This window comes from Mycobacterium sp. NPDC050853 (assembly GCF_040653875.1).
Classification (GTDB): domain Bacteria; phylum Actinomycetota; class Actinomycetes; order Mycobacteriales; family Mycobacteriaceae; genus Mycobacterium.
Map to the genome: position 1 here is coordinate 113,655 of NZ_JBFAGW010000006.1, position 15,995 is coordinate 129,649.

The window sequence follows — 15,995 nt, forward strand, 5'->3', positions numbered from 1 at the left end:
GTTAACGCACTCCGCCCGCCGGATCTTCCCGCTCGCCGTCGGGTTTAGCCCGATGTCGTCACCGCGTGAACGGATGTGTCGGCCGGTTCATCTTTCGACTCGGGCGCTTCGACGGATTCTGCCTCGCCCGACTCCGAACCCACGTCAGGCCCTTCGACGGACTCTGCGTCGCCCGATTCTGAACCTGCGTCGGGCAGCTGGCCCACGAGATACTCGGCGAGCCCCCCGATGGTCGGGTAGTCGAATACCGCTGTCGCGTTGATCGTGAACTTGCCGCCGAATTGGCTGTGCAACCGATTGCGGAGTTCGATCGCCATCAGGGAGTCCGTGCCGAGGTCCAGGAACCGATTCGTTGCAGCCGGCGGTTGCGCCAACCGCAAGAAGTTCTGCACCTCGCGCTGAAGGAACTCGGTGACGAAACCGGCCCGCTGCGGCACCGGTATCTCCATCAGCTGATTGAGCAACTCGCTATCACCGGTCACCTCCCCGATGACACTCGGCAACACCAGGTCCAGGATCGGCGGACGCGAACTACCCAGCACCTTGGCGGCACGCTGCCAGTTCGCCTTGATGACGGTGGCCTGGCCGGTTCCGTTGGCGATGGCCTCGGCGAGAGCGGCGAGTGCCGCCGACGGTTCCAGCGGAATCAGGCCCTGCGCACTGATGTTCGCGGTCGCGGCCTCGGACGAAGCCATGCCACCTTGAGCCCAAGGACCGAAGTTGATTCCGGTGGCGGGCAAGCCTTGCGAGCGTCTCTGCGCGACCAGACCGTCGAGCAGTGCATTCGCGGTCGCGTAGTTGGACTGACCCGGTGAACCGAACAACGCCGACACCGAGGAGGACACGATGAAGATGTCCAGATCGTCGCCCCTCGTCAACCTGTCCAAGTAACCGGCACCGAATGCCTTGGGCGCCAAACTTGTTCGGAATCGCTCCACGCTCTGCTGACCCAGCAGCGCATCGTCGAGCACACCCGCCAGATGTACCACCCCGGCAAGTGGTGGCAGCTCCGCGCGAATCCGCTGCAGCAGGTTCGCGACTTCGGACTCCTCGCCGATATCGGCCGAGAAGACATGGATGCGGGTCTTGTACCGCTCGGTGATGTCGTCGATCAGCTGTTGTGCAGCCGCATCCGGCGCACGCCGACTGGTCAGCACGATGTCACCGGCACCGAGTTGGGCCAGATACGCCGCGGTGTGCAGACCTATCGCACCGAGACCACCGGTGATCAGATAGGTTCGATCCGGCCGCGGTGCAAGCGGATTCGGCATCTGGCACACGATCTTGCCGATGTGCCGGGCCTGCTGCATGCGGCGGAACGCCGTCCTGGCCTCGGTCAGCGGGTAGATCTCGGCGGGCAATGGCGTCCACTCGCCGTCGGCCAATCCCTCCGACACCTCGGTCAGCAGAGCCCGAATACGTTCGGGCTCTTGGAACATCACCGTGTCCAACGCGACGATCTCGTAGGCGATATCGGGACGGGCCTCGGTCATCTGCTCCGGGGTCCAGATATCGCGCTTGGCAATCTCGGCGAAACGGCCGTTCTTGGCGGTGGCTCGCAGCGTCGCCTCGATGAAGCCTTCGCTGGTCAGGCTGTTGAGCACCACGTCCACGCCGGCACCGTCTGTGTCCGCCAGGATTTGATCGGCGAAATCGGTTGTGCGCGAGTCGTACACGTACTTGACACCCAGTTTACGCAGTGTCGCACGCTTGAAGGTGCTGGCCGTGGCGAACACCTCTGCCCCGAACTGTTGGGCCATCTGGATGGCCGCCAGCCCGACGCCACCACTGGCGGCGTGGATGAGCACCTTGTCACCCGGCTTGAGCTGTGCCCAGTCGAATGACAGCCGCACCGTCAGCGCCGCAGCGGGAATCGTGGCGGCCTCGACCGCGCTAATCCCGTCGGGAATCGGCGCCAGGAACTGGGCCGGCACGTTGAATCGGCTGGCGAAAGCACCCTGCATGGAGCCGTAGACCCGCTGGCCCACCTCGACTCCGGTGACACCCTCACCCAATTGCGTGACGACACCGGCGAAGTCGCCGCCGATCGGTCCGGGATCGCCCGGGTAGAGCCCGAGAACGTTGAGCACATCGCGGAAGTTGAGACCCGCGGCCTCAACCCGCACCTGCACGTAGCCCTCGTCCGGCGATGCCACGTCCTTCTCGGTGATCCTCAGGTTGTCGATCGCACCACGTTCGGTGGGAGCCAGTACGTAGTCACCTCCGCGCGGCACCGTGAGATGCCCGCTACGTGCCCACGGCAACAACCGGGAGGCCAGCAGCTTGCCTTGGCGCAGTGCAATTTCCGGCTCTTCAATCGGAGTAACCAACAAATTCGCCAGTGCCTGCACGGCCTCAGGCGATCCGTCGCAATCGACGAGTCTGGCGCGCAGCGCCGGTTCCTCGTTGATCGTGGTTCGCCCGAATCCCCACAGCGCGGCCTGCACCGGATCGACCGGCTCGCCCGATTCGGTGGCCACAGCCCCCTCGGTCACGATCCACAGCCCGCCGGGCAGTTTCACGCCGCCGTTTTGGGAACCGCCCTGCACGGTATGCACGGCGCTGAGCAGGTTGGCGATCTCGGCCTCGACGCGCGCGGCGATATCGGTGCTCGACTCCTCCGGGTTGGGCGCGGCAGCGCGCCACACGACGCCGGAGAACGGCAGACCACTCTCCTTGGCCTGTACCAACACCTGTCCCAATAGCTCCGAATCAGTGGTCCGGTGCAGCGGGATGCAGCCCGGCACCTTGGCGGCCAGTTCGTCGAATCCGGCGATCAGCCAGGTGCCACTTGCATTTTCGGCCTCGGCTGTGTTGTCTTCGGAGGGCGGTGCAGGAACCTCGTGCCAGCCAAGGGTGTACAGCAGTCGGGTGGCGTCGCCACCCAGACCGCGCAGCAGCGCCTCGCGAGGCGCACGTTTCACCGTGAACTCACGAATCCCGCCCAGATGACGGCCATCCCGATCGAGATAGTCGAGATCGAAGACCTGGGTCTCGCTGTCGAGGGCGCTCTCGTGCCACCGCGCTCGGCAGTAGAACCGCCGAGGCATCTTCTCCTTCAACGTCACCTGCCCATACCGTAAGGGCAGGAACAGATCGCTGACGCCCTGCTCTGCCGCGAGCAGCGCGGGGAACGCGGGGAACGCGACACCGGTGCACAGATCCATCAGCACCGGGTGCATCGGTTCGGTTCCCAGCTGTTCGGCCAGTTCCTCACCAACAAGGACGTCGCCGATCGCCTCACCCTCACCAAGCCACAGCGACTTCAGTGAACCGGACCAGGTTGGGCCCCATGCCAGTTCCAGGTCGGCGAAGGTTTCGAACAACTCGTGCGGACGCATGCGCTCCATCCGCTCGATGGCCGCATCAACGGGCTCCGCCTCAGACGTCGACTCGGCTGTGCTGTCCACGCTATCCGCGCTGTCGTCGATGCCGGTGACAACCGTGCCCTCGGCGTTCAACGACCATTCGGCATCGCGTTCACCATATGGGCGGCTGTGCACTTGGAACTTCGACCCACCGCCATCCTCGAGCGGATGCAATGACAGCTGTACCTCGCGAGAGCTCTTCTCCGGCAGGATGATCGGCTCGTAGAAGAACACATCCTTGGCCCGTGCCGGAGCGCCGACCGCAGCCAAGGCCATCGCCGCATACGTAGCGCCGGGGACCACGACGGTGCCGTAGATGACGTGGTCGGACAGCCATGGCTGCGACTTGACCGACAACCGACTGGTGTAGACGGAATCGCCAGAGGCGAGGTCCTTCCCACTTCCCAGGATTCCGGAGACCGCGGGACCGTCTATCGCGATACCGGACGTCTTAGGCCAGAAACGCCTGCGCTGGAACGGATACGTGGGCAATTCGAGCGTGCGATGGGGTCGACGGTGCAGCGCAGCGAAATCAGGTCGGTGGCCGCTGACGTAGACCGCGGCCAGTGCATCGGCGATCTGGCGCCGGTCGTCAATGCCCTTACGCAGCGAGACGACTGCCCGAGGTGCGGCCAAGTGCTCCGGCCAGACCTGCACCGCGGCCCCGGTCAGCACCGGTTGCGGACCGATCTCCATCAACACCGCGCAACCCAGTGCCGCCACGGTGCGAACGCTTTCGGCGAATTGCACCGGTTGGCGGGAATGCCGTCGCCAGTACTGGGCGTCGATCGGGGTTTGAGCCGTGAGCACGGCACCGGTGCGGTTGCAGACGAGAGGCAACGTAGGGACCGCGAATTCCAACTGTGCTGCGTACGACTCGAATTCATCGAGCACCGGATCCAGTAATTCCGAGTGGAAGGCGTGGCTGGTCTCCAGCCAGGTGCAGCGGATTCCGTCTCCCTCGAAGCGCGCGACGGCCTGTTCCACGTCCTCGCCCGGACCGGAAAGCACCGTGTTCGGTCCGTTGTAGGCACCGACCGATACTCGCGGGAACTCGCCCGCGATCTGCTCGACATGCTTAGCGTCACTGAACACCGCCACCATTCGCCCACCCGCGGGCAGGCTGCCGAACAGTCGGCCACGCTCGGCGATCAGTCGCGCACCGTCTTCGAGGCTGAACACTCCTGCCACGCATGCGGCCGCATACTGGCCGACGCTATGCCCCAGCACCACATCGGGCTCAATGCCCCACGACTGCCACAGCCGGGCCAGGCCCATCTCGACGGCGAAGATCGCCGGCTGCGCGAATGACGTGTGCCGCAGGACTTTCCCAGCTTCTCCACCGGTTTCGCGATCGGTAGCGAACATCACCTCAAGCAACGGACGCGCCACGATATCCTTGACTGCTTCAGCGCAACGCGTCACGGTTTCGGCGAAAACCGGCTCTGCGTCGAACAACTCACGCGCCATCCCGGGATACTGGCTGCCCTGCCCGGTGAACAGCCATGCCGTCGTCGGATGATTCGTATGCTCGCCACGAACGACACCGGGGCGCAGACGGTTCTGGACCAGCTCGGCCAGCCCCTCGCGAGCGGCCTCGACCGAACCCACGACCAGCGCGGCGCGATGCTCGAAGTGCGACCGGCCTCTCCCCGCCGTGAGGCACACATCCTCGATGGCGACATCCGGATGGGCGGCCAACCATGACTCATAACGCTGCGCCACCGCGACCAGTGCCTCCGGTGACCTCGCGGACAGCGGAAGCACACTCACCTGGTCGCCCTGAGGTTCCGGCGCGCCATCTGTGACGTCGGTAGCACCTTCGTCCAAGGCCGCCGGTTGTTCCGGCGCCTCCTCGATCAGCACGTGCGCGTTGGTTCCGGTGAATCCGAACGAACTCACACCGGCGCGCCGCGGCCTGCCGTTGGCCTGCCACGGAATCGCCTCGTCCACGACCCGCACTGGTAGCGAGTCCCATGGGATATGCGGCGACGGCTTGTCGAAGTGCAGGCTCCGCGGCAACACCCCGTTTTGAAGCGACAGCACCACCTTGATGAGACCTGCTGCGCCGGATGCCGATTCGGTGTGACCGATATTGGATTTCACCGATCCCATCAGCAGCGGCCGGTCCGCATCACGCGAGCCACCGTAGGCCGCCGCGGCCGCCTGGACCTCGATCGGATCACCCAGCGGAGTACCCGTGCCGTGCGCCTCGAGGTAGTCGACGTCTCCGCCTTCCAGACCGGCCCGGTCCAGCACAGCACCGATAAGCCGTTGCTGTGCACCGCCGTTGGGTACCGTCAGACCACTGGAGGCGCCATCCTGGTTCACTGCGCTGGCGGGAATGACCGCGCAGATCCGATCGCCGTCGCGCTGCGCATCGCTCAGCCTCTTAAGCACGAGGATTCCGCAGCCTTCGCTGCGCACGTAGCCATCTGCGGAGGCATCGAACGTCTTGCATCGCCCGACGGGCGACAGCATCCTCGCGCGCGAGGCCGCGATCACCGTCACCGGACTCAACAAGACGTTCACGCCGCCGGCCAATGCCAAGTCGCAGTCGCCGGAGTGCAGTGCCTGGACGGCCTGATGAACGGCCACCAAGGCCGAGCTGCATGCGGTATCGACAGCCACCGCCGGTCCTTCAAGTCCCAGCGCGAAGGCAACCCGGCCGGAGATGGCGTTGAGCGCGTTGCCGGTGATGAAGTAGGGCTCGATCTTGTCGAGCGACTCCGACGACAGCAGGTGCGCATACTCGTTTGCGCCCACTCCCGCGAAGATGCCGGTTCGGCTGCCGCGCAACGCGGCCGGCGAGTAGCCGGCCCGCTCCAAGCCCTCCCATACCGTTTCCAGCATCAGCCGCTGCTGTGGCTCGATCCACACTGCTTCACGCGGGGAGATGCCGAAGAATTCAGGATCAAACCCATCGATTCCGTCGAGGAATCCACCGAAGCGCGTGTAGGTCTTGCCCGCGGCCTCTGGATCCGGGTCGTAGAACTCGTCGATGTCGTAACGGTCCTCCGGGACTTCCCGGATCGCGTCGACACCGCCGGACAGCAAGTCCCAGAAGGCTTCCGGGTCGGGCGCGCCGGGGAATCGGCACGACACCGCGACGATCGCAATCGGTTCGTCCGTGCGTGTCGTCGCCTGCCGAGGCGCAGACTTGACCTGCTCTTTGAGCCCGAGCACCTCGCCGAGCAGGTAGTCGGCAACATCGGAAATGCGTGGATGATCCATCACCAGGGTGACGGGTATCTCCTTGCCCACGCCTTGTTCCATGCGACGTCGCAATTCGACGGCCATCAGCGAATCCATGCCGAGGTCGAAGAACCCCGCATCCTCGCGGATCTCCGATACGTCCACGCGCGTCACCTCTGCCACCGCGTCGCGCAGGTAGTCGGTCAAGAGCTTCTTGCGCTGCTGAACGGGAGCGTTCGTGAGCCGCTCGACCAACTGCGTCTTGCCCGACTGCGTGACCGCCGGCGACGCGGTCAGATGCGAGGGCACCTCGCGCTCTAGCTCCGCCAGGAATGCTCGTCTCCCTGCCTGCTGGTACAGCGGCAGGAAACGGGCCCAGTCGATGCGGGCGATGACGCCCTGCACCGCGGAGGCCGCCACGACGTCCGCCAGGCCGGCCAGGGCATCGGCCGGCGACAACGTCTTGATCCCACGTTGTTCCAGTCGCGCACGGGATTCCGCGTCGGCCATGCCCGCCGTCCACGGACCGAAATTGACGCTGGTTCCGGCAATGCCTTGCTCCCGCAGACGCCAGGCGAGCCCGTCGAGGAAGGCGTTGGCCGCACTGTAGGCGGTCTGGCCGAAGCCACCCCACACCGATGCGATGGAGGAGGTGCTGATGAAGAAGTCGAGCTTCAGGGCCGGGTCGCCCAGGGCGGCTTCGCTCAAATGCCAAGCACCCCAAACCTTACCGGCGAAGACGCGGTCTACTTCTGCGTCGTCGAGGCCGCTGAGCGGGGTGGTACCGATCTCGCCCGCAGCGTGGACGATGCCCGCCAACGGCGATAGCTCAGCCTGCACGCCCGCCAGCAGGCGTGCCACGTCGTGCGCATCTGCGACGTCGGCGGTGACGACCCGGACTTTGCAGCCGTGCTGTGCGCCCAGTGCGTCGATGCGCTGCCTCGCGGCCTCGCTGGGTTCGCGCCGACTCGTTAGCACCAGATTCTTGGCGCCGCGGGCGGCCAAGTACCCGGCGATCTCCAGTCCGATCGAACCCAGCCCGCCGGTCACCAAATACGTTGCGTTATCACGCACTTCCAGCGGTTTACCGCTGGGCAGTTCCTCCCGCCGAACCAGCCGGGGAACGTAGACCGCTTGATCGCGCAACGCGATCTGGTCCTCCCTGACGGCCACGTCGCTCGATGCCGAGGCGCGACCGATGAACTGTGACCATTCGTCAGCACTGGCATCAGCCAGATCGGCGAGTCCGCCCCACACCTGCGGAAGCTCCAGCGCGGCCGCGCGGCCGAATCCCCACAGGGCACTCTGCTCCGGCGCCACGGTGTCCGCGTCGGTGATTCGCAGTGCGCCACGGGTGACCACCCAGATGGGAGTCCGCAGTTCAGCGGCGGCCGCGGCACGGAAGAGTCGCTGCGTTCCGCCCAACACTTGGTGTTGCATCCGCAGCAGCGACCGCGTCGAGGGTGTACCCGCGTCGAGTGCCGCGACGTGCACGATGCGTAGCGTTTGTTCCTGCGCCAAGGCGCCTGCCGCCGCAGCGCGCAACGCATCTGCGAGCTGTTGCTCGTCGGCGTCGGACGCCGGCAACCCGAGGATCCGATGCTGATGCCCACGTGCGGTCAGCACTTCGACCAGCGGCGCAGCCGCGCCAGATACCTCGCCTATGAGAAGCCAGGTAATGCCCGCGCCGGTTTCCTTACCGGAGAGTGGCGTGGGCGACTTCTCCCAGCGGAACTGGTAGCGGTCATCCGAGATGGTTTGGGTGCTGCGCTGCTGGTTGTGTTGCGCCGCAAGCCTGGTCAGCACGTTCAGAGTCTGTCCGTCGCCGCCCGCACCGTCGAGTAGATTCGCGAGTTCCTCGATCTTTCCGTCCTCGAGTAGCCGGACAGCCTCGGTGCGCGGTCCGCCGATGCGCTGCTGTTGGTTCGGGGCATCTCGGTTGTCTCGGTTGTCGCTGAACCAATACTGGCGACGTTCGAACGGATAGGTGGGTAGGTCGAGCTTTCGTGCGTGCCCGTGCTGGAACGCGCCGAACTCGGGCAGGTACCCCAAGACGTATGCGTCGGCAGCGGCTTCGGTGATCTGTCGGTGGTCTGCGGTGTTTCGACGCAGGGACGCGATCGCCCGTGGTGCGGTGGCCGGATCGGGCCAGGCCCGCAAGGCTGCGGCGGTGAGCACCGGTTGTGGACCGATCTCGAGCAACACCTTGCAATTCATGTCGGCGAGGGTGCGCACACTCTTCGCGAACTCCACCGGTTGGCGCGCGTGGCGACGCCAATAGGCGCCATCGAGTTTCACGCTTCTGCCGAGCGCCGCGCCGGTCCGGTTGTCGATCAGAATCCGTTGTGGAGTCTTGTAATTGAACTGACTCGCATATGACTCGAATTCATCGAGGATCGGGTCCAGCAGGGCCGAGTGGAACGCGTGACTGGTCTCCAGAAAGTCGCATCGGACTCCGCCTGCCACTAGCCCCGCCACCGCTTTTTCCAGATCCTGTGCGGGCCCGGACAATACGGTGTTGGCACCGTTGTAGGCGGCAACCGACAGACTCGGAAACTCGTCGGTCAGGCTCTCGACACGCGCGGAGTCGGTGAACACCGCGGCCATCCGACCGCCCGCAGGCAGACTGCCGAATAGGCGGCCGCGCTCGGCCATCAGCCGCGCGCCGTCCTCGAGACTGAACACGCCCGCAACGCACGCCGCCGAATACTGGCCCACGCTGTGCCCCAGCACCACGTCCGGCTCGAAGCCCCACGATTGCCAGAGCCGAGCCAAACCCATCTCCACCGCAAACAAGGCGGGCTGCGCGTAGGACGTCTGCCGCAGCGTCTCTTCTCTTTCCGGACCGTCCACATCGAAAATCACGTCCAGCAAAGGCTTTTCGAGAACATCAGCGACCACGGCCGCGCATCGACTCAGTGTCTCGGCGAAGATCGGTTCGGTGTCGAACAACTCACGGGCCATACCGGGGTACTGGCTGCCTTGGCCGGTGAACAGCCACGCCGTCTTCGGCGTGTCATGGGATTCTCCCCTACCGAGACCGGGCGCCGGGCGGTCATCCGCGACAGCGCCGAGCAGCTCGACGGCAGCTTCTCTCGAATTGACCACCAAGGCGGCCCGGTGCTCCAGGTGTGCTCGCGCGACTCCGGCGGTGAAGCACACATCCCCCAAGGTGGCCTCCGGGTGCTCGCTCAACCAGCTGCGGTACAGATCGGCGACCTGCGCCAATGCCGCGGGCGTCCGCGCCGAGAGCGGGAGAATGCTGAATCTCGGAGCCGCACCGTCGGCGACATCCAACCGCGGAGCCGCACCGTCGGCGACATCCGACCGGTGCTCCCCGGTCGTCTCGATCGGTGCCGCTGCCCGCTCCGGAGCCTCTTCGAGGATGACGTGAGCGTTGGTCCCGGCGAATCCGAACGAGCTGATTCCCGCAATGCGTGGCCGCCCGTTGCGCTCCCAGGGGGTGGCCTCCTTGACGACCTCCACCAGCAGCCGGTCCCAGGGAATGTGCGGTGACGGGTTCTGAAAGTTGCGGTGCTGCGGCAGCAGCTCGTTCTCAAGCGACAGGATGACCTTGATGACACCCGCGATACCAGCGGCCGCCTCCAGATGTCCGATGTTCGTCTTCGCCGAGCCGATCAACAGTGGATCGTTCGCTTCGCGGCCAATGCCATACGCCGCACCGGCTGCCTGAGCCTCGATCGGATCGCCCAGCGATGTCCCGGTGCCGTGTGCCTCCAGGTACCCGACATCGCTGGGCGCGACGCCGGCACGCCTGAGCGCATCGGCGATAACACGCTGCTGAGCAACGCCATTGGGCACCGTCAACCCGCCCGATGCGCCATCCTGGTTAATCGCGCTACCCCGGATCACGGCCCTGATCCGGTCGCCGTCGCGGATCGCGTCCTCAAGACGCTTGATGACGATGACACCTGCGCCTTCGCCTCGCACGTAGCCGTCTGCGGCCGCGTCAAAGGTCTTGCAGTTGCCGTCGGGCGCGAGCATATGCGCGTGAGAGAACGTGATCATTGTTGCGGGGGTCAGCAGAACATTCGCGCCGCCGGCCAGTGCGAGGTCGCACTCTCCGAGTTGAAGCGCTTGGCACGCTTGATGAATTGCTACCAACGACGAGCTGCACGCTGTATCGACGGCAACCGCGGGTCCCTGCAGCCCCAGCCGGTAGCTGATCCGGCCCGCGGCCGCAGCGTTCGACGTCCCAATGGCCATATAGGCTTCGATTTCGGGATAGGTCAGCTCATCGGAGGCCATTCCCAGGTAATCGTGAGTGGCCAAACCAACGAACACACCGGTGTTGGTGTTCTCCAAAGCCGTTGGCGCGGTGCCCGAATGCTCCACCGCGCGCCACGCCATCTCCAAAAGCAGCCGGTGTTGCGGGTCCATCAATCTGACCTCGCGCGTCGACATACCGAAGAACGGTGCGTCGAACCCCGTCACGTCATCGACGAAGCCCGCACGACGGGTCACGATCTTGCCGGGCACGCCAGGCTCCGGGTCGAAGAACTCGTCGACATCCCATCGGTCGGCAGGCACCTCCGATATCGCGTCCCGGCCTTCACGCAGCACATCCCAGAACTCGTCCGCGTCCGCGGCACCCGGAAAACGCGCTGCGTAGCCGATGATTGCGAAACTCGGCGCTGGCCCGATCGGATATTCGGCGGATTTCATACTGGGGGCCTCCTTGCGTCGGCGGATGAGAAAGTGACCCGAGACGTCGTCGCTCGCCAATGTGACGCGGCACGTCGGGGGGGGTGTGAACGCGACTCTAGCCGAACAAGATCACGCCCACGGGTGTTACCAAAAATCAATTTACCCGGACTCAAAGTTCTAGTTATTTTCGGTATGCCATGTGCCGCATATGTTTTCCCAGTTTCGCCGGGTGGTCCACAGTTCGCCGAACCGAGGGTATGTTGATCCGGCAACGAGTGTTACCGGACGCGGGGCCCGGCCGATTGAGAGGGACAGTGTTTTGCGCATAGGCACGATAACCGTTGGCGCACTTAATGAATGGACGTTAAGTCCCGGCTCCGTCACCTCCTGGCACCCTACCCCCACTGCCGCCGAGAAAGCCCTACAAGCACCTGTGAGTTCGGTGCCAATCAGCTACATGCAGAGCCAGCATCTTCGTAATTACTACGAACGCACAGCCTCGGGACTAAACTTTTCCCGGCAAATCATCGCCAGCTGTGATGTGCCCGGTCAGTGCGATATTCCCGCAATGGACCACGCCCTCAACACATATCTGCGAAGGCACGACACATTCCGCAGCTGGTTTGCGCACACCGACGACGGAGAGTTCGTCAGGCACGCGATCATCGATCCAGCTGACATTGAATTCGCGCCGGTCGATCAGGGTCACATGACAGTTGACGAAATACGCGGTCATGTCGTGGATATACCGAGCCCCCTGGAATGGGGATGCTTCACCTTCGGAATCATCCAGAACGAAAATCACTTCACGTTCTTCGCTGCCATGGATCACGTCCACGGGGACGCGACACTGATCGGCACCACGATGATGGAAGCAAACGGGATGTACTCGGCGTTGACCGCGAGCGGCCAGGCCCTGGCGCTTCCCGATGCCGGAAGCTTTGACGACTTCTGTACGCGCGAAAGGGAATTCACGTCAACGTTGACCTTGGATTCGCCGGGGGTACGCGCATGGATCGACTTCGCCGAGAACAACAACGGGACCTTTCCCGAGTTTCCGCTTCCCCTCGGCAGCCCGTCCGAGTCCACCCGCAGCGATATGACCTCCCTGGCTCTGATGAGCGCAGATCAGACCGATCGTTTCGAGTCGGCCTGCTCGGCGGCCGGCGCGCGCTTCGTCGGCGGCTTGTTCGCCTGCCTCGGCCTGGTTGAGCACGAATTCACCGGGGCTCTAACGTATTACGGGCTCACTCCGAGGGATTCCCGCACGGCCAGCGACAATTTCATGACGCAGGGCTGGTTCACCGGCCTGATCCCGATCGTCGTGCCGATCGCGGCAACCTCCTTCAACGATGCCGCCTATGCGGCGCAGACCGCCTTCGATTCCAGTCTGGACATGGCGAGAGTGCCCTACTACCGGGTACTGGAGTTGGCCCCGTGGTTGAAGTGGCCAGAGCCGAACTTTCCGGTGACGAACTTCTTGCATGGCGGCGCTGCCCCGCTCAACGCCATTCTCGCGGCAGGCGAGATGGGCCTTGCCAACAACATCGGAATCTATCCCGACGGCCGATTCTCCTATCAGTTGACTGTCTACATATTCCGGTACGGCGAAGGCACCGTGATGGCGATCATGCATCCCGACAACCCGGTCGCCGAGAAATCAGCTCTCCGCTACATGGAGGCCATGAAGTCTGTGTGCGTGCGGGTCGCTGACAGCGGGCACTGGGGACGCGTCGCGTAGCTTGGCAATGTCGGAGCAAGGATGAGGATGATATGCGGCGGCTAGCCGATCTCGTGGTGCGGTGGCCATGGGCGGTGATCGGCGTGTGGGTCGCGCTGGCGATCGCCCTGCCGTTGACGTTCCCCTCGCTGAACGAGATGTCCGAGAAGCATCCACTCGCCATCTTGCCCAGCGACGCACCATCAAGTGTTGCCGCCAAGAAGATGACCGAGGCGTTCCACGAATCGGGCAACGATGACCTCCTCCTCGTCGTGTTCATCAACGAGAACGGACTGGGGCCCAACGACGCAGCGACCTACCGCAAGGTGGTGGACGCACTCCGGCACGACCTGACCGGCGTTGTATCGGTGCAAGACTTCATCAGCACGCCCGAACTTCGAAAGTTCCTGACAAGTCAGGACAACAAGACCTGGGTTTTGCCGGTGGGCCTCGCGGGCGAGCTGGGCACACCCAAGGCCTTCGACTCCTATAACCGGGTAACCGGCCTCATCCAGCACAGCATCGACGGCAGTCCGACGGCCGTACACATCACCGGTCCCGCGGCCACCGTCGCCGACCTCACCGTCGCGGGTCAACGTGATCGCCTGCCGATCGAACTCGCGATCGGCATCCTGGTGCTCGCCGTGCTGTTACTGGTCTATCGCAGCGCGCTCACGATGATGCTTCCGTTGGTGACGATCGGGTCGTCACTGGTGATCGCACAGGCAGTGGTGGCGGGCTACTCACAAGCGACCGGCGCAGGGGTCTCAAACCAATCGATTGTGTTCTTGAGCGCGATCTTGGCCGGCGCCGGGACCGACTACGCCGTCTTCCTCATCAGCCGCTATCACGACTATCTGCGGTCGGGTAAGGATTACGACCAGGCGGTCAGGGCCGCGATGATGTCGATCGGGAAGGTGATCACCGCATCCGCCACGACGGTGGGCATCACCTTCTTGTTCTTGAGCTTCGCCCAGATGGGCGTGTTCAAAACGGTCGGAGTGTCATCGGCGATCGGGATCGGTGTCGCGTACCTGTCCGGAATGACACTGCTGCCCGCAATCCTGGTGCTCGCCGGGCCACGCGGTTGGGTCAAACCCCGGCGCGAACTGACTGCCGGGTTCTGGCGACGGTCCGGCATACGCATTGTCCGCAGGCCAATTCCACACTTGGTTGCCAGTGTGCTGGTGTTGGTCCTGCTGGGAAGCTGCGCGCTCCTCGCGCGCTACAACTATGACGACCGCAAGGCCGTATCGGCGTCGGCACCGAGTTCTGTCGGGTACGCCGCGCTGGAACGCCACTTCCCCCTCAGTCAGTCCATCCCCGAGTACATCCTCATCCAGTCACCGCGTGACCTGCGCACCCCGCAGGCCCTCGCCGACCTGGAACAGATGGCTTCCCGTGTCGCCCAGCTGCCGAACGTGGGCCTGGTCAGCGGTGTCACCCGCCCACTCGGCGAGGTGCCGCCGGAGTTCAGAGCCACCTATCAGGCGGGGCTCGTCGGCACCCGGCTGGCCGACGGCTCCAACCAGATCAGCCAACGCAACAGCGACCTCAATCGACTCACATCCGGGGCCAACACCCTGGCCGGCAGCCTCAGCGACCTACGCACCCAGCTCAACAAGATCGTCCCGGGTCTGCAGAGTCTGCTCGACGCGTCGGCCTCGCTGAAGACCAAATCCGGCGGTGACGAGCTGGTGCGGAATGTGGACAACGCCGCCAAGCTCGTCGACGCAATCAACGCGCTCGCCAACGACATGGGCTGGAACTTCAGCGCCGCAAAGGACATGTTCGCCTGGATCAACCCGGTCTTGAACGCGCTGCAGGCCAACCCGGTCTGCGATGCCGATGACTCCTGCAGCACCACCCGCGGCCAGCTCGAGCGGCTTGTCGGCGAGCGCAACAGCGGACGCCTGGACGAAATCAATCAGCTCGCTCATCAGCTCGGAAATTCCCAGGGCAACAAGGCAACCCTCTCCGCCACGGTGACCAAGCTGAACACCTCGCTCTTGAGCGTCGTCAACGGGCTGCAGGCCATGGGCCTGGACAAGCCCGGCGGCCCGCAGGCCGGCCTCAACCAGTTGCGGCAGGGCGCCGACCGCCTGGCCGGCGGCAGCCAGCAGGTGGCCGGCGGTGTGGATCAACTCGTCGGGCAGATCAAGGTGATCGTCAACGGTCTCAACCAGGCATCGAACTTCCTACTGACGATGAGGAACAACGCCGCGGACCCATCACAGGCGGGCTTCAACATCCCCGCCGAGGTGCTGAACAATCCGGACTTCCAAAGGGCCGCACAGGCATTCATCTCACCGGACGGCCACTCCGTGCGGTATTTGGTGCAAACGAAGCTCAACCCGTTCAGCCCCGAGGCGATGGACCAGGTTAACGAGATCAGTGGCATAGCCAGGGGTGCCCAGCCCAACACCACTCTGGCCGACGCCACGATATCGATGGGCGGGTTCCCCGTCGCCCTACGAGACACGCGCGACTACTACCAGCAGGACATTCGATTCATCATCGCGGCGACCATCATCATCGTTCTGCTCACGTTGATGGTGCTCCTGCGGGCGATCGTCGCTCCCCTCTATCTAGTCGGTTCGGTGGTGATTTCGTACTTCGCGGCGATGGGTATCGGCGTCGTGACGTTCCAATACATCCTCGGCCAACAGTTGCATTGGACCGTGCCGCCGTTGGCCTTCGTCGTGCTGGTCGCAGTGGGCGCCGATTACAACATGCTCTTCGTGTCGCGAATGCGCGACGAGTCACCCCACAGCCTGCGGTACGGCATCATCCGTACCTTGAGTTCGACGGGTGGTGTCATCACCGCGGCCGGATTGATCTTCGCCGCATCGGTGGGCGGTCTGCTCTTCTCCAGCATCGGGATCGTGGTCCAAGGCGGCTTCATCATCGGCGTGGGAATTCTGTTGGATACCTTTGTGGTACGGACCATCACGGTTCCTGCCATCGCGGCGTTGGTGGGGCAGGCGAACTGGTGGCCATCGCGGGTAAGCAAGCGACGGGGTTAGCAGGCACTCGTCATGTAT

At 64.3% G+C, this 15,995-nt stretch carries 3 protein-coding genes; 2 read left to right on the plus strand and 1 reads right to left on the minus strand.

Going from position 1 to position 15,995, the window contains the following annotated elements:
* Positions 1-44: 44 nt before the first annotated feature.
* Entirely contained in the window at positions 45-11,249 is an 11,205-nt protein-coding gene (locus AB0H22_RS19145; RefSeq protein ID WP_358148170.1) for an SDR family NAD(P)-dependent oxidoreductase, read from the minus strand.
* A 301-nt stretch (positions 11,250-11,550) separates the two neighbouring features.
* On the opposite strand from AB0H22_RS19145, the gene AB0H22_RS19150 reads away from it, so the two are divergent.
* Together AB0H22_RS19150 and AB0H22_RS19155 are read left to right on the plus strand one after the other, a co-directional pair.
* Positions 11,551-12,972, plus strand: a complete 1,422-nt coding sequence (locus tag AB0H22_RS19150; RefSeq protein WP_180751111.1) for a condensation domain-containing protein — start codon at positions 11,551-11,553, stop codon at positions 12,970-12,972.
* Positions 12,973-13,004: 32 nt separating this feature from the next.
* Entirely contained in the window at positions 13,005-15,977 is a 2,973-nt protein-coding gene (locus tag AB0H22_RS19155) for an RND family transporter (RefSeq protein ID WP_358148172.1), read from the plus strand.
* Positions 15,978-15,995 lie beyond the last annotated feature (18 nt).